Annotated in this window: 14 protein-coding genes and 2 pseudogenes; 7 read left to right on the top strand and 9 right to left on the bottom strand. The window is 68.5% G+C overall.

What is annotated here, in order from left to right:
- Positions 1 to 23 precede the first annotated feature (23 nt).
- Positions 24 to 977 carry an SAM-dependent methyltransferase gene (locus G6N45_RS13615; protein WP_163722800.1) on the top strand — a complete coding sequence of 318 codons (954 nt, stop codon included), beginning with the start codon at positions 24 to 26 and terminating at the stop codon, positions 975 to 977.
- Positions 978 to 1,328: 351 nt separating this feature from the next.
- Here the strand turns inward: G6N45_RS13615 and G6N45_RS13610 are convergent, their stop codons facing one another.
- The gene (locus G6N45_RS13610) at positions 1,329 to 3,038 is read right to left on the bottom strand and encodes an AMP-binding protein (RefSeq protein ID WP_246229092.1); all 1,710 of its coding nucleotides are present in this window, start codon (positions 3,036 to 3,038) and stop codon (positions 1,329 to 1,331) included.
- 121 nt (positions 3,039 to 3,159) lie between these two features.
- On the opposite strand from G6N45_RS13610, the pseudogene G6N45_RS13605 reads away from it, so the two are divergent.
- From G6N45_RS13605 to G6N45_RS13585, 6 genes and pseudogenes are all read left to right on the top strand, one after another.
- Positions 3,160 to 3,754 (top strand): annotated as a pseudogene (locus G6N45_RS13605) (class I SAM-dependent methyltransferase).
- Between the two features lie 84 nt (positions 3,755 to 3,838).
- A pseudogene (locus tag G6N45_RS28300) lies at positions 3,839 to 4,144 on the top strand (DUF222 domain-containing protein); the annotation flags it as partial.
- A gap of 16 nt (positions 4,145 to 4,160) precedes the next feature.
- Complete coding sequence (locus G6N45_RS13600; protein WP_322790467.1) at positions 4,161 to 5,267, top strand: HNH endonuclease signature motif containing protein; 1,107 nt, start codon at positions 4,161 to 4,163, stop codon at positions 5,265 to 5,267.
- A 35-nt stretch (positions 5,268 to 5,302) separates the two neighbouring features.
- On the top strand, positions 5,303 to 5,908 hold the full coding sequence (locus G6N45_RS13595; protein WP_163722798.1) for a class I SAM-dependent methyltransferase: 606 nt from the start codon (positions 5,303 to 5,305) through the stop codon (positions 5,906 to 5,908).
- A gap of 38 nt (positions 5,909 to 5,946) precedes the next feature.
- A complete protein-coding gene (locus G6N45_RS13590; protein WP_163722797.1) occupies positions 5,947 to 6,699 on the top strand; it encodes an acyl-[acyl-carrier-protein] thioesterase in 753 nt (250 codons plus the stop codon).
- 13 nt (positions 6,700 to 6,712) lie between these two features.
- On the top strand, positions 6,713 to 7,465 hold the full coding sequence (locus tag G6N45_RS13585) for an enoyl-CoA hydratase (RefSeq protein WP_163722796.1): 753 nt from the start codon (positions 6,713 to 6,715) through the stop codon (positions 7,463 to 7,465).
- A gap of 38 nt (positions 7,466 to 7,503) precedes the next feature.
- On the opposite strand, the gene G6N45_RS13580 is transcribed toward G6N45_RS13585, so the two are convergent.
- The 8 genes from G6N45_RS13580 to G6N45_RS13545 form a co-directional block, all read right to left on the bottom strand.
- Positions 7,504 to 8,643 (bottom strand): dihydrolipoamide acetyltransferase family protein, encoded by a 1,140-nt coding sequence (locus G6N45_RS13580; protein WP_163722795.1) that lies wholly within the window; start codon positions 8,641 to 8,643, stop codon positions 7,504 to 7,506.
- Complete coding sequence (locus G6N45_RS13575) at positions 8,640 to 9,695, bottom strand: alpha-ketoacid dehydrogenase subunit beta (RefSeq protein WP_163722794.1); 1,056 nt, start codon at positions 9,693 to 9,695, stop codon at positions 8,640 to 8,642. The genes G6N45_RS13580 and G6N45_RS13575 overlap by 4 nt, the downstream gene beginning before the upstream one ends.
- Before the next feature lies 1 nt (position 9,696).
- Positions 9,697 to 10,764, bottom strand: a complete 1,068-nt coding sequence (pdhA, locus tag G6N45_RS13570) for a pyruvate dehydrogenase (acetyl-transferring) E1 component subunit alpha (RefSeq protein WP_163722793.1) — start codon at positions 10,762 to 10,764, stop codon at positions 9,697 to 9,699.
- Positions 10,765 to 10,864: 100 nt separating this feature from the next.
- Positions 10,865 to 11,680, bottom strand: a complete 816-nt coding sequence (locus G6N45_RS13565; RefSeq protein WP_163722792.1) for an HpcH/HpaI aldolase/citrate lyase family protein — start codon at positions 11,678 to 11,680, stop codon at positions 10,865 to 10,867.
- Positions 11,681 to 12,169, bottom strand: coding sequence for a MaoC family dehydratase (locus G6N45_RS13560; protein WP_163722791.1), 489 nt, complete (start codon positions 12,167 to 12,169; stop codon positions 11,681 to 11,683).
- The gene (locus G6N45_RS13555) at positions 12,166 to 13,326 is read right to left on the bottom strand and encodes an acyl-CoA dehydrogenase family protein (protein WP_163722790.1); all 1,161 of its coding nucleotides are present in this window, start codon (positions 13,324 to 13,326) and stop codon (positions 12,166 to 12,168) included. Before G6N45_RS13555 ends, G6N45_RS13560 begins: the two co-directional genes overlap by 4 nt.
- Positions 13,323 to 15,311, bottom strand: a complete 1,989-nt coding sequence (locus G6N45_RS13550) for an acetyl/propionyl/methylcrotonyl-CoA carboxylase subunit alpha (RefSeq protein ID WP_163722789.1) — start codon at positions 15,309 to 15,311, stop codon at positions 13,323 to 13,325. The genes G6N45_RS13555 and G6N45_RS13550 overlap by 4 nt, the downstream gene beginning before the upstream one ends.
- Before the next feature lie 2 nt (positions 15,312 to 15,313).
- Complete coding sequence (locus G6N45_RS13545) at positions 15,314 to 16,864, bottom strand: carboxyl transferase domain-containing protein (RefSeq protein ID WP_163722788.1); 1,551 nt, start codon at positions 16,862 to 16,864, stop codon at positions 15,314 to 15,316.
- Positions 16,865 to 16,901: the final 37 nt, after the last annotated feature.

Here is a 16,901-nt window from a genome sequence, read left to right as displayed (position 1 = left end):
CCGCTTGGAAAGGGAGAAACGACATGCGCAAAGTTGCCCTGGCTATCTACTGGAATTGGTTGGCGTTCGTCCGCTCTTTCAGCCTGGTACGTCAGAAGAACGCCGCGGCTTACTACACGACACTCGGCGACGACGTCATCGACTTCATGGATGAAGGGTATGCCGACGACTCCAAGCCGCGGTGGCTGAACATCGGTTACTGGAAGGAAGCGCGCACCTACCCGCAAGCGTGCGCCGCGATGGTCGAGCTTCTCGGAACACGGGCCGGGCTGCAACCAACCGACGAAGTCCTCGACGTCGGAGTCGGTTTCGCGGAGCAGGACTTCGTCCTCGTCGACCGTTTCAAGCTGGCACGCATCACGTGCATCGACATCACCCCGGTCCACGTCGAGAAGAGCCGTGAACGCGTCGCCGAGCGCGGATTAGCGGATCGAATCGACATTCGGCTCGGTTCCGCGACGGCGTTGGAGTTTCCCGACGAATCGTTCGACAAGGTCCTCGCATTGGAATCCGCATTCAACTTCGATACCCGGGAAGACTTCCTGCGCGAGGCATTCCGCGTACTCAAACCGGCTGGAACCATCGCGCTCGCTGACATGCTGCCCTGTCCCGGGCGGACGGCCGGCCGGAGAAGGGCGGCCTTCGGCAGGAGATACGCGCACTTCCCCGAAGCCAATTTCTATGACCGTGAGGCATATCCCCAGCATCTGATTGCCGCCGGATTCGACGACGTCAGCGTCGAGTCCATCCGCTCAGATGTGTTTCCCGGGATGGCCAAGTACGCCCAGCAGCGCGTCGAACGGAAACAGAAGATTGATGAAGTGGTCGTGGACATCACCGACGACGATCGAGCCCAGTGCCGCGGCGTAGAGTTTTGGGAACGATCCTTGGGCATAGGCGATTACGTGATCGCAACGGCGCGGAAGCCGTTGATTGTGGGAGTTCCGGCGGAACGCGCCGGTACCCAGATGTCGTAACCTGGGAGATTGTTGACGGCGCGCCTGCTTGAAAGTAAGGGGACCTCCTGACGGGTTGGATGTGTATGGCATTCAGCCCGGAGAAGGTCCCTGTGCCTCACGCCAACGCCCGTACCATTGTGTTCGCTCATCGCTTGATCGTTGAGCGTGTCGCGACTGGTTGGCCGGCCGGACATGTGGCTCGCGGTTGTGGCATGAGAACTCGAATCGCGCCGTGCATCAAGGTGAGAAGGTGGAGACGCACGTTGCCGGCGAAGCCACGGCCCATTTCGTCGACTGCACACACCACGAGATGCTCGACTCTGTGTCGCTGCCGGCGGTACGGCGACCAGTTGAGACGCGTTTTGGACGCTAAGTCGTCAGGCGCGCAAAGCCGTCCGACTGATACAGCTCGACGCAACTCGCGCGCCGGACCTTGCCGCTCGTGGTGATGGGGATCGAGCCCGGCTCCACCAGCACCACGTCTTCGACGCCGACGCCGTGGGTGTTGGAGATCGCCGAGGTGACCTCTCGGCGCACGGTGCGGAGCTTCTCGGACATCTCGTCGTCGGACTGGCCGCGCTTCTTGACTTCCACGATGACGACCAGCTTCTCGCTGCTCTGGTCGACGACGGCGATGGCGGCCGCCCGACCGCCGGAGATCTCCTGGGTGGTCGCCTCGATGTCATCGGGATAGTGGTTACGCCCGCGCACGATGAGAAGATCCTTGATCCTGCCGACGATGAAAAGCTCACCCTCCGAGAGGAATCCGAGGTCGCCGGTCCGCAGCCATCCGTCGGGCGGGGTACCCGGCGACGGGGTGACGACGGTCGCGCCGAAGGTTCGTGCCGTCTCGGCCGGTCTACGCCAGTAGCCGGGGCTCACGTTGTCACCGCGCACCCAGATCTCGCCCACCGTGTCCGCGGGCAGTTCGGCAGCGGTCGCGGGGTCCACGATGCGTACGCTCGGCGACCCCGGAACGCCGTAACTGATCAGCGGGGTGCCGTTCGCGGACCGCACGGCACGGCCGACCGCGAGCTCCCCGGAATCGAACTCGACGAATGGTGGTGTCGGGCTGGGCCCGTGCGCGGCGACGTACAGCGTGGCCTCGGCGAGCCCATACGCGGGCCTCACGGCCGAATCAGACAGGTTGAAGCGCGCGAACCGGTGCGTGAATCGCGCGAGGGTGGCTTCGGTGACCCGTTCGGCCCCGCTCATGATGTAGAGCACATCGCCGAGATCGAGGCCCGCCATGTCCTCGTCCGACGTGCGCGCAGCGGCCAGCGCGAACGCGAAGTTCGGCGCCGCGGAGAACGGTTGCGGGCTCCGTGCCAAAAGCTGCATCCACCGGGCGGGCCGCGCCAGAAACGACAAGGGGCTCATCACCGCTGTCGGCCAGCCGCCGAGGATTCCCGCGCACAGCCCCAGCATCAAACCCATGTCGTGGTAGAACGGCAGCCACGACACCACCGTCTTCGGCATCCGGTAATCGGGCAGGATGCCGGCGACGATCTGCTTCCAGTTGGCGGACAGGTTGGCATGGGTGATCTCGACACCGGCCGGGGTGCGTGTCGACCCGGACGTGTACTGCAGGTAGGCGATGTCAGGCCGGTCGCCCCGGCGCACACTGCCGGGCCTGCGCGCCTCGAGATCGACCGCGTCGACCTCGATGACGGTGGGTGTGGGTGCATCACCGTCCGATGTTGCGTAGGGGGCCACGCTCTGCGCCACCGCGGACGTGGTCAGTAGCGCCGCCGGGGAAGCATCCCGCACAACCGCGGTGACGCGTTCGTCGTGGATACCGGCGAGCGGAACCGACAGGGGCACAGCGATGACGCCCGCCTGCAGCGCAGCGAGGAACGCGACGACGTACTCGAGGCTCTGCGGCGCGAGGATGATGGCGCGGTCACCGGCCGACGTGTGATCCTGCAGTTCCAGGGCGAGGTTCAGCGACCGCCGGTGCAACTGCGCCCACGTCACCGGCTCTTGTGCATCGTCGTCATCGTGGAAGGTGAAGGCCACGTCATTGGGGTGCAAACTGGCCCGCTCGCGGAGGACTGCGAGCAGCGGTGATTCCTTCACGACAGGAACACCTCCCCCGCAGTCGGTACGACGTACCGAGCTTAGGTCAATCGCGCGGGCGCGCATGCGGAGTCGGCGGATCAGAAGGCGGTACGGTAAGGCTGTTCACCGGAGGAGCGGTATGGCCGACTATTGGAACCACAACACCGCCTACCACCCCTGGTTGGTCTCTCTCGCCGCGAGGCACCGCGGTGACGTGCTCGACGTCGGATGTGGTGACGGCCTTCTCGCGCAGCGCCTTGCGCCCGTCTCTCGCTCGGTCGTCGGCATCGACCCCGATGCCGCGGCGGTGCACCGGGCGCGCACCAGGCTGGCGGCGATGGAGAATTCCTCCGTCGTCGAGGCCGGCTTCGCCGATTACCCTTCAGCCCGCTTCGATCTGATCACTTTCGTCGCCAGCCTGCACCACCTCGAGCTGCGGCCGTCGCTGCTCCGCGCTCGACGAGATGTTGCGGCCGCACGGCGAGCTCGCGGTGGTGGGCTTGAGCGCGAATATGACTGTGCGCGAATGGCTCTGGTCGGGAGTGTGCCTTCCCGCGGTGCGCGTGGGATCGTGGCTGCATCGGGAAAGACGTGACGTCGGCGTGGTGGTGGCGCAGCCGCGCGAGGGGCTCGACGAGATTCGGCGCACCGCCGCGGAGGTGTTGCCGGGCGTGACGATCCGCCGTGCGCTGTACTACCGCTACTTGATGCGGTGGCAGAAGCCGGCGGATTGAGGCGCCAAATCTCTTTTGCCACTTCTGTTTCTGCTGTCACATTTGGCGGCGGAGTTGTCAGTGGTTCGAACTAGTGTTCGATGTATGGGTGAAGTCGCGAGTGCGGTGGAGGCGATCCGGTCGCAGATCGCGATGCTGCACGACACCTGCGACACCCTGTCCCACCGCGAGCTCGTCGAGCTGCTGACGGAGCTGACGACCGTGCTGCGCGCCGTGCCCGCCCTGGAACATCGCGTGCTCGCGAAGCTGGTGACGGAGACCGAGCCGCGCCGGCTCGGCGAGGCGTCGTGGAAGAAGGTGCTGACCACCGCGCTGCGGGTCTCGGAGACCGAAGCCAAACGACGATTGGCTCACGCCGCGGCGCTGGGTCCACGGCAGTCGATGACCGGGAGCCGCTGGCGCCGCTGTGGAGGCCACCGCTGCCCAAGCCCGTGGTGCGCTGGACGCCGAACACGTCAAAGTGATCGCCACGTTCCACGACAAGCTCCCTTCGTGGGTCGATGTGGACACCCGCGCCTCCGCCGACCGCCAACTCGCCACCCTGGGCGCCGGGTTGGCCCCCGAGGACTTGAAGAAGGCCGCGAACCGGCTGGCCACCATGATCGATCAGGACGGCCCCGCACCCACCGACGCCGAACGCGCCCGCAAACGAGGCGTCACGTTAGGCGAGCAGCAAGCCGATGGGATGAGCAAGCTCTCGGGCTGGGTGACCCCGGAATTTCGGGCGGTCTACGAGGCGGTCGAAGCCAAACTCGCCGCGCCGGGTATGTGCAACCCCGACGACGAGACACCATGTGTGGACAGCCACCCCGACGACACTCAACGGCGCGCCGACACCCGCTCCCCGGCGCAGCGCCGCCACGACGCCTGGCTGGCCGTCGGCCGGATAGCGCTGATCTCGGGTGAGCTGGGCCAGCACAACGGGTTACCGGTCACCGTCATCGTGTCGACGACCTTGCAGGAGTTGGAGAAGGGTGCCGGGGTGGCGGTCACCGGCGGCGGATCCCTGCTGCCGATGGGCGATCTGATCCGGATGGCCTCGCACGCGTTCCACTATCTGGCGGTGTTCGACCAGCACACCAGCCAAGCCTTGTATTTGGGCCACACCAAGCGAATCGCCTCCCCGGCGCAGCGGATCGTGCTGCATGCCCGCGATCGGGGCTGCACACGGCCGGGCTGCACCGTGCCCGGCTACTGGACCCAGGTGCATCACGTCACCGACTGGAAGAACGGCGGGCGCACCGACGTCAACGACCTCACCCTGGCCTGCGGCCCGGAGAACCGGATGATCGAGCGCACCGACTGGGACACCCGCAAAAACCGCCGAGGCCAGATCGAATGGGTGCCCCACCCGACCTCGACACCGGCCAACACCGCGTCAACGGCTACCACCACCCCGAACGCCACCTCCTCCCCGAAGACGACCAAGGACCGTGAGGCCGTTCCCAGACAATCATTTTCGGTGGGCTTGAGCGATATGCGCTCGCGCACACATCCGCCTGCCAGGCGTTGACGCCGGCCCGCTCACCGGCAAGAGACAATGTCGGCATGGTCGAGCAGAGCTTGTGGATGAAGCAGGTCGAGGCGGACCCGGAGCACTCGCGCTGGTACATCGAACGCTTCCGGACCATGGCACGCTCGGGTGACGACCTGGACGGTGAGGCCCGCCTCATCGATGCCATCGCCCCCCGCGGCGCCCGCATCCTCGATGCGGGGTGCGGGCCCGGCCGGGTCGGCGGATACTTGGCGGGCGTCGGCCACGACGTCGTCGGTGTCGACGTCGACCCGGTGCTCATCGCGGCCGCCGAACAGGATCATCCCGGCCCACGGTGGATCGTCGGCGACCTCGCCGAACTCGATCTGTCCGGCTCCGGTATCACCGAACCCTTCGACGTCATCGTCTCGGCGGGCAACGTCATGACGTTTCTCGCGCCGAGCACCCGCGTTGCGGTTCTGAGCAGGTTGCGCTCGCATCTCGCCGCCGACGGCCGCACGGTCATCGGCTTCGGCTCGGGTCGCGACTACGACTTCGGCGAGTTCCTCGACCACGCGACCGAGGCCGGCTTCGCGCCTGATCTGCTCCTGTCGACCTGGGATCTGCGACCATTCCGAGAGGACTCGGACTTCCTCGTCGCCGTGCTGCGTCCGGCGTAGCGGGGCCTGCTGGGCCGTGGACCGTAGGCTGTCCCGCGATGAGCACCCATGACGTCGACCATCGCCTGAGCCCGCTTCCTGAGACCGGATACGTGTACCGGACCTCGTGGCCGGTGGCGACGGGCGATGTCGGTGGCGACCTCAACCTGCGCCTGGACGGCGTCGCCCGCTACATCCAGGAGGTCGGCGCGGAGAACCTCGTCGACGCCGGCGAGGCCGAGGAGCACCCCCACTGGCTGGTGCAACGCACTGTCGTCGACGTCATCGAACCGATCGGGTTCCCCAACGAGGTGACCTTCAGCAGGTGGTGCTCTGCGCTGTCCCTGCGCTGGTGCACCATGCGGGTGGACCTCGTCGGCAGCGACGGCGGCCGCATCGAGACCGAGGGCTTCTGGATCGCGATGAACGCCAAGACCCTGACCCCGCAGCGGGCCACCGACAGCCTGCTGGCCCGGTTCGGCACCACCACCACCGAGCACCGCCTCAAATGGCGACCGTGGCTGCAGAACCCGGACACCACCGAGAACACGGCACCATTCGCGTTGCGCCGCACCGACATCGACCTGTTCGAACACGTCACCAACACCGCCTACTGGCACGCGATCCACGAGGTGATGGCCGTCGTCCCCGAGGCGTGCACGCCGCCCTACCGGGCGGTGATCGAATACCGCAAGCCGATCAAGTACGGCGAGGACGTCGTCCTCGGCTGGACCCACCGCGGTGACGCCGTGCAGATCGCGCTGACAGTCGGCGACGAGGTGAGGGCCGCGGCACTGCTGCGCCCCCTGTAGCTACGCTGAGCGGATGTCCGATCTCGTACTGACGCAGGTCGTCGACCGCGTCATGCTCATCACCGTCAACGACCCCGACCGCCGCAACGCGGTCACCGCCGACAGCTCGGCGGCCCTGCGCGCCGCCGTCGAAGCCGCCGAGGCGGACGAGGGCGTGCACGCGGTGATCGTGACCGGCGCAGGCAAGGCGTTCTGCGCCGGCGCCGACCTCACCGCGCTCGGCAAGGCGACCGAGGACGGGCTGCGGGTCATCTACGACGGCTTCCTCGCCGTCGCGGAGTGCAGTCTTCCGACCATCGCCGCGGTGAACGGGCCCGCGGTGGGCGCCGGCCTGAATCTCGCCCTCGCGGCCGATGTGCGCATCGCCGGCCCGTCGGCGCTGTTCGATCCCCGCTTTCAGAAGCTGGGCATCCACCCCGGCGGTGGTGCGACGTTCATGCTGCAGCGTGCGATCGGGCCGCAGGCCGCCCGGGCCGCGCTGCTGTTCGGGATGCGCTTCGACGCCGAGGCAGCTGTCCGGCACGGCCTGGCCCTCGACATCGCCGACGACCCGGTGGCCGCCGCACGCGAGCTGGCGGCCGGCCCGGCGTCGGCGCCGCGGGACGTCGTCGTGGCGACCAAGGCGTCGATGCGCGCCACCTTCAACCCCGGCATCAGCGACATGCATCAGCACCACATGGCCGTCGACGTCGAGATCGGCCCGCAGGCGCGATCGATCGAATCGCCCGAGTTCGCCGAACGGCTGGCCGCCGCCAAGCGGAGGTGAGCTTTACGGCGGGCAGGAGCGAAGCGACCCGGGGAATGTCAGAGGTCGAGTAGCGCCGTCTGAGGCGCCTCGACCAGCGCGCGGAGCTCGGTGAGGAAGGCGCCGACCTGCGCCCCGTCGGCCACCCGGTGATCGAACGCGCACGTCACTCGCATCGTCGGCCGCGCCACCACTTCGCCGTCGACCACCACGGCGCGGGGCTTGAGCGCACCCACCCCGAGAATCGCGGCCTCCGGATGATTGATCACCGGCACCCCGTCGTCGAGTCCCAGCGCCCCGAAGTTGGAGACGGTGAACGTCGAGCCCTGCATCTGCGCCGGTGTCAGCGTGCCCTCGCGGGCGGCGGCGACCAGTCGCGCGACCTCGTCGCCGAGCCCGCGGGTGGTCCGGTCCTGCGCGTCCATCACCACCGGGACCAGCAGCCCGCGCGGCGCTGCCACCCCGACGCCCAGGTGGATCGCCGAATGACTGTGCACCCGCGGACCGTCGACGGTGTCGAGCCACGTCGCGTTCAGCTCCGGATGCCTGCGCAACGCGGCGACCACCATCCTGAGCAGCAGCACGAACGGCGTCACCGACGCCGCGCCGACGGAGGTGCAGTGTTCCCGGAGCCGCAGCAGTTCGGTGCCGTCGACGTCGACCGATGCGTTCGCGTCGGGAATTTCTCTGCGCGACAGTGCCATTCGCCGTGCCATCGCCAAGCGCACGCCGGTCACGGGTGCGTCCGGCGCCGGATCGGCGGCGGCCAGCACGTCGGCGCGGGTCACGATGCCGTCGGGTCCTGACCCGTTCACGCGGCCGAGCTCGACGTCGAGGTCGGCGGCCAGTTTGCGCACCGGCGGTTTGGCGCGGGCCCGGCGGCGACTGCCGTCCAGCGCATCGTCGGTGCCGTAGCCGACCAGCACGGGCTTACGCTGCGGCACCTGCTCCGCGGCGGCCGTCTCGATGCGCACCAGCACCGACCCGACCGGTAGCGTCTGTCCTTCGGCGCCACCGAGTTCGGCGATCCGCCCGGCGTACGGACTGGGAATCTCCACCTCCGCCTTGTTCGTCTCCACGGTGCACAGCGTCTGGTTCAGCGCCACCTCGTCGCCGACGGCCACCGCCCAGCCGGTGATCGTCGCATCCTCGAGCCCCTCACCGAGGTCGGGCACCAGGAAGTCCCGCAGCGCGCTCATGGCCGGCTCATCGCGTCGTCGACGCAGTCGAGGAGCCGGTCGACGCCGGGCAGCCACAACCTTTCGAGCCTGGCCGGCGGATACGGCGTGTCGAACCCGGTGGCCCGCAGCACCGGCGCCTCCAGATCGTAGAAGCACTCCTCCTGGATGCGGGCCGCCAGCTCGGCACCGAAACCCAGTGTGCGCGAACCCTCGTGCATCACGACCGCCCGGCCCGTCTTACGCACCGACGCCGCGACGGTGTCGAAGTCGAGCGGGTTCAGCGTGCGCAGGTCGACGACTTCGAGTCTGGCCGAACAGGATTCGGCCGCGTTGAGCGCCGTGGTGACCAGGGAGCCATACGTGATGACGGTGACGTCCTCGCCGGTGCGGCGAACGGCGGCGCGCCCGATCGGTTCGGCCGGATTGCGGGTGTCGACGACCTCCTTGGCCCAGTAACGGCGTTTGGGTTCCAAGAAGATCACCGGGTCGCGTTCGGCGATCGCGTACCGCAGCAGCCAGTAGGCGTCCGACGGTGTCGAGGGAACCACCACCTTGAGCCCCGCGGTGTGCAGCCAGTACGTCTCCGTCGACTCCGAATGGTGCTCCACCGCACCGATTCCACCGAACGACGGAATCCGGATCGTCACCGGCATGGCCACGTCGCCGCGGGTGCGCATCCGGTACTTGGCCAGGTGGCTGACGATCTGGTCGAACGCGGGCGCGGCGAATCCGTCGAACTGGATCTCGGGCACGGGCACGAAGCCGCGGATCGCCATCCCGATCGCGATCCCGATGATCGCGGACTCGGCCAGCGGAGTGTCGAAACACCTTTGCTCGCCGTGGCGTTCGGCCAGTCCCTCGGTGACGCGGAAGACACCACCCAGCGTGGCGACGTCCTCGCCGAACACCAGCACCCGCTCGTCGGCGGCCATCGAATCGGACAGTGCCCGGTTGATCGCCTGGGCCATGGAGAGCTCAGACAACACAGGCGGCTCGGTGGACCCCGTGACCGGCGGCGGATCGGGAACGTCGTCGTCGAACCCGAACGGCCTCTCGATGAGTTGGGTCATCTCACGACTCCTTCGCCAGTTCGGCGGTCACCTGGTCGCGTTGGCGGGCCAGGTCCGGGGTGATGCGGTGATAGACGTTGTCGAACACCTCCGCCACGTCGACGTCGGGCTCGGTGAGCACGGCGTCGCGCAGCTCGCTGCGCAGCCGGTGCGCCCGGTGGGCGACGCGATCCTCCAGCCGCTGTGTCCACACCCCTTCCCGCTCGAGGTACGTCCGGTACCGCGCGAGCGGATCGCGGGACCGCCAGAGTTCGACCTCGTCGGCCTCGCGGTAGCGGGTCGGATCGTCGGACGTGGTGTGCGGACCCATCCGGTAGGTGACCGCCTCGATCAGGGTCGGTCCCTCACCGGCACGGGCACGGGCGGCCGCCTCGGCCGCCACGGCGAAGCATGCGAGCACGTCGTTGCCGTCGACACGCACGCCCGGCATGCCGTAGCCGTCGGCGCGCTGGGCGATCGACGGCGCGGCCATCTGGCGATGCACCGGCACCGAGATCGCCCACTGATTGTTCTGTACGAAGAACACGCAGGGCGCCCGGTACACCGCCGCCAGGTTGAGCGCTTCGTGCACGTCGCCCTCGCTGGTGGCGCCGTCGCCGAGGAAGGCGACGGTCACGCTGTCCTCGCCGAGCCGCTGCGCCGCCATCGCCGCACCGACGGCGTGCAGGCCCTGGGTGCCGATCGGGATGGAGATCGGCGCGCAGCACTTGTCGGTGAAGCCCAGGCCTCCATGCCATGTCCCCCGCCACAACGCGCCGACCTGCGGCGCGGAGATGCCCCGGACCAGAAACGCCCCGAGTTCACGGTACTGCGGGAACAGCCAGTCGGTCTTGCGCAGACATGCCGTCGCACCCACCTGGGCCGCCTCCTGCCCGCGGCACGAGGCGTAGAGCGCCAACTCGCCCTGGCGCTGCAGGTTGACGAATTCGGTGTCGAGTTCGCGGGTGACGGCCATCGACTCGTAGAGCCAGGCCAAGGTCTCCGGGGGCAGATGTCTTCGGTATCGGGTTTCCGCCGTCGGCGCGCCGTCGGGCGCGACGAGCGCAATCGGCTCACGAACACCGGCCATACCGCCTCCTAGGGTCACTGGCGGCGGATCGCGCCGTCAGTCGACTGAGGTGCTCAGCACGGAGGCGGTCGGTGCTGACCTCTGGTGGGAGGTCTGTCCGTCAGCTGCCGGGGTGTGGCGCCAACGCGACGATGCGCTCCGCCCGCCGCAGTACTGGGGCATCCACCATTATGCCGCCGAACTGGAAGACGCCCCGTTGTGTGCGCGCCGTGTCGAGGACGCGGCGCGCCCAGTCGACCTGTTCCTCGGTCGGCGTGTAGGCCGCGCGGATCACCGCCACCTGCGTCGGGTGGATGGCGACCTTGGCGTCGAAACCGACCGCGACCGCGTCGTCGCTCTCGGCGCGCAGCCCGTCGAGGTTCTCGATGTCGAGGTACACCGAGTCCAGCGCGAGCCGGCCGTAGGCCTTCGCGGCCAGCAAGCTCTGCGACCGGACGTGCTGCGCGACGTCGCGATAGGTGCCGTCCGGCCACCTGTTCGCGGTTCCGCCGGTCACCGCGAACAGGTCCTCGGCGCCCCACATTACGGCGTAGGCGTTGTCGACCCTGGCGGTCTCGGTGACGGCCAGCGCGCCGAGTGGGGTCTCGACGAGCACGATCACGTCGCGGGGCGCCAGCGAGGCCACCTGTTCGGCGGTCTCGGTCTTGGCCAGCATCACGGTGGTGTAGCCGGTCGACGCGAGCGCCTCGAGGTCTTTCCCGTGATCCGGCGTGCCGGCCGGGTTGACCCGTACGACCGTGCGCGCCGGGTCCAGCGGCGTGCCGATAAGCGCTTGTCGGGCGGCCTCGCGGTCCTTCGCCGCCACCCCGTCCTCGAGATCGAGGATCACGACATCGGCTGCGGCCGCGGCCTTTTCGAACCGCTCCGGCCGGTCCGCCGGGCAGAACAGCCACCCGGGTCCGTTGGCTCCCAGCATCTAGATCTGCCCGTCGGGTCGCTTGCGCACCATCGTCTTTCGCGATGCCGTCGCGACGACGTCGCCGTGCTGGTTGCGGCCGACATGGCTGAACGTCACGATGCCCTCGCCGGGGCGGCTCTTCGACTCCCGCTTGTCGGTGACCTCGGTTTCGGCGTACAGGGTGTCACCGTGGAACAGCGGCTTGGGGAAGGCGACCTCGCCGAAGCCCAGGTTGCCGACGATCGTGCCCTGCGTCAGTTGCGCCACGGACAGACCCACCAGCGTCGACAGCGTGAACATCGAGTTCACCAGCCGCTGATGGAACGGCGGCAGCGCGTCGGAGAACGCAGCGTCCAGGTGCAGCGCCTGGGTGTTCATGGTCAGCGTGGTGAACAGGACGTTGTCGGCCTCGGTGATCGTGCGACCCGGACGGTGCTGGTAGAGGACCCCCGTCTCGAACTCCTCGAACCACAGCCCGCGCTGCACCACGATCCTGCGGTCGCTCACAGGCCCAGCTCCCGGCCGATCAGCATCAGCTGCACTTCGGTCGTGCCCTCGCCGATTTCGAGAATCTTGCTGTCGCGGTAGTGCCGCGCCACCGGGTATTCGTTCATGAAGCCGTAGCCACCGAAGATCTGGGTGGCGTCGCGGGCGTTGTCCATCGCCGCCTCACTGGCCACCAGCTTGGCCACCGCGGCCGCCTTCTTGAACGGCTTGCCCGACAACATCAGTGCGGCCGCGTCGTAGTACGCCGCCCGCGCCGTGTGCGCGCGTGTCTCCATCCGGGCGATCTTGAACGCGATGGCCTGGTTGGTGCCGATCGATCGCCCGAACGCGTGGCGCTCCTTGGAGTACTTCACGCTCTCGTCCACGCAGCCCTGCGCGGCCCCCACCGAGAGCGCCGCGATCGCGATGCGACCCTCGTCGAGGATCCGCAGGAAATTCGCGTAGCCGCGGCCACGCTCACCGAGCAGATTCTCCTGCGGCACCCGCACGTCGTCGAAACTCAGCGGATGGGTGTCCGAGGCGTTCCAGCCGACCTTGTTGTAGGCGGGCTCGGCCGTGAAACCCGGTGTGGGGACGGGCACCAGGATCGACGAGATCTCCTTCTTGCCGTCTTGTTCCCCGGTGACCGCCGTGACGGTCACCAGCTTGGTGATGTCGGTGCCGGAGTTGGTGATGAACTGCTTGCTGCCATTGATGATCCAAGTTGAGCCATCCGATCTCGCGGTCGTCTTCGTGGCGCCGGCGTCGCTGCCGCCGCCGGCCTCGGTCAGACCGAACGCACCGAGCGCCTTGCCGGAGGCCAGCAGCGGCAGCCACTCCTGCTTCTGCTCATCGGTGCCGAACCGGTAGACCGGCATCGCACCCAGCGATACGCCCGCCTCCAGCGTGATCGCGACGCTCTGATCGACCTTGCCGAGTTCCTCGAGGGCCAGGCAGAGCGCGAAGTAGTCGCCGCCCATGCCGCCGTACTCCTCCGGGAACGGCAGCCCGAACAGGCCCATGTCGGCCATGCCCGCGACCACCTCGTACGGGAACGAGTGCTCCTCGTCGTGTTTGGCCGCCACGGGGGCGACCACGCCCTGCGCGAAATCGCGGACCGTCTTGGCCAGCTGCTCGTAGTGGTCGGGCAGCGTGCCGGTGGAGAGGAAGTCGGTCATTGCTGTGGCTCCTTGGTTGCCGTCGTGATCCGGGCCAGCACCTGGCCCACCTTCACCTGTTCGCCCGCGCCGACGAGGATTTCGACCACCCCGTCGACGGGTGCCGCGAGCGCGTGCTCCATCTTCATCGCTTCGACGGTGACGACGACGGTGCCGGCCGCCACCGTCGCGCCGTCGGTGACACCGACGGCGACGACCGCGCCCGGCATCGGGCTGGTCAGCTCGGCGTCACCGCTGTGTTCGTCGTCGGGACGCACCGGCGCCTCGCGCACCTCGTCGACGACCGTGACGCGGCCCGCGGCGGCCAGCCATATCTGCCCGTCGGTCTCGGCGACGAGGTAGCTCGTGCGCAGGCCGTCGATCGCCACGTCGAGCCGATCACCGGCCAACGAGGCTGTGAGCGCGCGGGATTCGCCGTGCTCGACCGTCGCTGTCGCCGCCTGCGGCGTGCCGGTCAGCCACACGTGATCGATACGCTCCCCCGCCCGCAGACGGATCGGTATCGGCGCGCGCCCGGCGATGCGCCAGCCCGACGGCACCTCCCACGGGCTGACCGGATGCGCGGGCCAGCCGGTCAGCCACCGATAGGCCGCCACAGCGATCAAGTCGTCCTCGCACGCCGGCGCCGGGGTGAAATCCGGGGTGCGGCGGTCCAGCAGGCCGGTGTCGAGCCGGCCGGCTGCCACGTCGGCGTCGGCCAGCAGGAATCGCAGGAACTCGACGTTGGTGGTCAACCCGAGGACGACGGTGCCGGCCAGTGCGGTGTCGAGCGCACGTAGCGCGGTCGACCGGTCCTCGGCGTGGGCGATGACCTTCGCGAGCATCGGGTCGTAGTCGCTGCCGACGACCGTTCCGCGGACCAGTCCGGAGTCCACCCGCACCCCGGGGCCGCCGGGTTCGCGCAGCGCCAACACGGTGCCTCCGGTGGGCAGGAAGCCGCGGGCCGGATCCTCGGCGTAGATCCGCGCCTCCACGGCGTGCCCGTCCATCCGGATGTCCTCCTGGCCGAGGGGCAGCTTCTCCGCCGCGGCGATCCGGACCTGCAGCTCGACCAGATCGCAACCGGTGACCATCTCGGTGACCGGATGCTCGACCTGCAGGCGGGTGTTCATCTCCATGAAGAAGAACTCGTCGGGCCGGTCGGCCGAGACGATGAACTCGACCGTGCCGGCGCCGGTGTAGTCCACGCTGCGCGCGGTGTCGCAGGCCGCCGCGCCGATGCGGGCCCGGGTCGCGGTGTCGAGGAGCGGCGAGGGTGCTTCCTCGATGACCTTCTGGTGGCGGCGCTGCAGGCTGCACTCGCGCTCGCCGAGATGCACGACGGCGCCGTGGGAGTCGGCGAGCACCTGAACCTCGATGTGGCGCGGGTTGAGGACGAAGCGCTCGAGGAACAGCGTGTCGTCCCCGAATGCCGACGCCGCCTCACGTCGAGCACTGGCGAGCGCGGCGGGCAACTCGCTCGCGTCGTGCACCACCCGCATGCCCTTGCCGCCACCGCCGGCGGACGGCTTCACCAGCACCGGGAAGCCCACCTCGGGCGCTCCGGCGATGAGGTCGTCGTCAGTCAGCCCGGGCCGCGAGATGCCGGGGACGACGGGCACCCCGAAGGCCGACACCGCCGCCTTGGCCGAGATCTTGTCGCCCATGGTGCGAATGGCCGCCACCGGCGGACCGATGAAGGTGACCCCCGCCGCGCGCAGCGCCTCGGCGAATCGTGCGTTCTCCGAGAGGAATCCGTAGCCGGGATGCACCGCCTGCGCACCGGTGCGGTCGATCGCGGCCAGCAGCGCGTCGGTCGACAGGTAGCTGTCCCGGGCCGGGGCAGGCCCGAGTCGCACGGCGACGTCGGCCTCGACGACATGGCGGGCACCCGCGTCAGCGTCGCTGTAGACCGCGACCGAACGAATCCCCATGGCGCGCAGCGTGCGAATGACGCGGACCGCGATCTCTCCGCGGTTGGCGACCAGAACGGTATCGAAGCTCATCGTCACATCCTGAAGACGCCGTAGGAGACCGGGTCGAGCGGCGCTTGACCCACCACCGAAAGGGCCAGTCCCACAACGGTCCTGGTGTCGACGGGATCGATGACACCGTCGTCCCACAGCCGCGCGGTGGAATAGTAGGGGTTGCCCTGGCTGTCGTACTGGGCACGGATCGGCGCTTTGAACGCTTCTTCCTCCTCGGCGGTCATGTCGCCGCGAACCGTGGCCAGGACCGAGGCGGCCTGCTCCCCGCCCATCACCGAGATCCTGGCATTCGGCCACATCCACAGGAAGCGGGGCGAATACGCGCGCCCGCACATCGAGTAGTTGCCTGCCCCGTAGGAACCGCCGATCACCACGGTGAGTTTGGGGACCCGTGCGCAGGCCACCGCGGTCACCATCTTGGCGCCGTGCTTGGCGATGCCGCCTGCCTCGTAGTCGCGGCCCACCATGAAGCCGGAGATGTTCTGCAGGAACAACAGTGGGATGAGGCGCTTGTCGCACAACTCGATGAAATGCGCGCCCTTGACCGCCGATTCGCCGAACAGCACACCGTTGTTGGCGACGATGCCGACGGGATGGCCGTGGATACGCGCGAAGCCGGTGACCAGTGTGGTGCCGTAAGACGCCTTGAACTCGGCGAACTCGCCGCCGTCGACGATGCGGCTGATCACCTCGTGCACGTCGTAGGGCACCCGGGGGTCGACCGGCACGACGTCGTAGAGTTCAGCCTGGTCGGCGACCGGTTCCACCGTCGGGGCCACCTCCCAGGGAGTGTCGGCCTTGGGCGCCAGCGTGCCGACGATGCGCCGCACGATGCGCAGCGCGTCCCGGTCATCGTGGGCGAGGTGATCGGTGACGCCGGAGACCTTGGAGTGCAGATCCCCTCCTCCGAGCTCCTCGGCGGTCACGACCTCGCCGGTGGCCGCCTTCACCAGCGGCGGGCCGCCGAGGAAGATGGTGCCCTGGTTGCGGACGATGACGGCCTCGTCGCTCATCGCCGGGACGTAGGCACCGCCCGCGGTGCACGAGCCCAGGACCGCGGCGATCTGCGGAATTCCCTTGGCGCTCATGGTCGCCTGGTTGTAGAAGATGCGGCCGAAGTGCTCGCGGTCGGGGAACACCTCGTCCTGACGGGGCAGGAACGCGCCCCCGGAGTCGACGAGGTAGACGCATGGCAGCCGGTTCTCCGACGCGATCTCCTGGGCGCGCAGATGCTTCTTGACGGTCACCGGGTAGTAGGTGCCGCCCTTCACGGTGGCGTCGTTGGCCACGATCATGCATTCACGGCCGGACACCCGGCCGATTCCGGCGATCATGCCCGCGCCGGGACACTCGTCGTCGTACATGCCGTCGGCGGCGAGCGCCGCGATCTCCAGGAACGGGCTCCCGGGATCGAGGAGACCGTCGACGCGCTCGCGCGGCAGCAATTTGCCTCTGCCGACATGGCGTTCGCGTGCACGTGGCGGGCCGCCGAGTGCGGCGGTGGCGAGCTTGGCGCGCAACTGTTCGACCAGCGCGACGTGGTCGTCGCGATGTGAGGTGCGCGCTGCCATGGTGGGATCCGCCTCAGTCCAGTTAATGAAGACTAAC

The sequence above is a fragment of the Mycolicibacterium psychrotolerans genome, assembly GCF_010729305.1.
Lineage (GTDB): Bacteria > Actinomycetota > Actinomycetes > Mycobacteriales > Mycobacteriaceae > Mycobacterium > Mycobacterium psychrotolerans.
The sequence above is the reverse complement of the archived record's forward strand: the minus strand, read 5'-3'. Positions and strand labels throughout refer to the sequence as shown.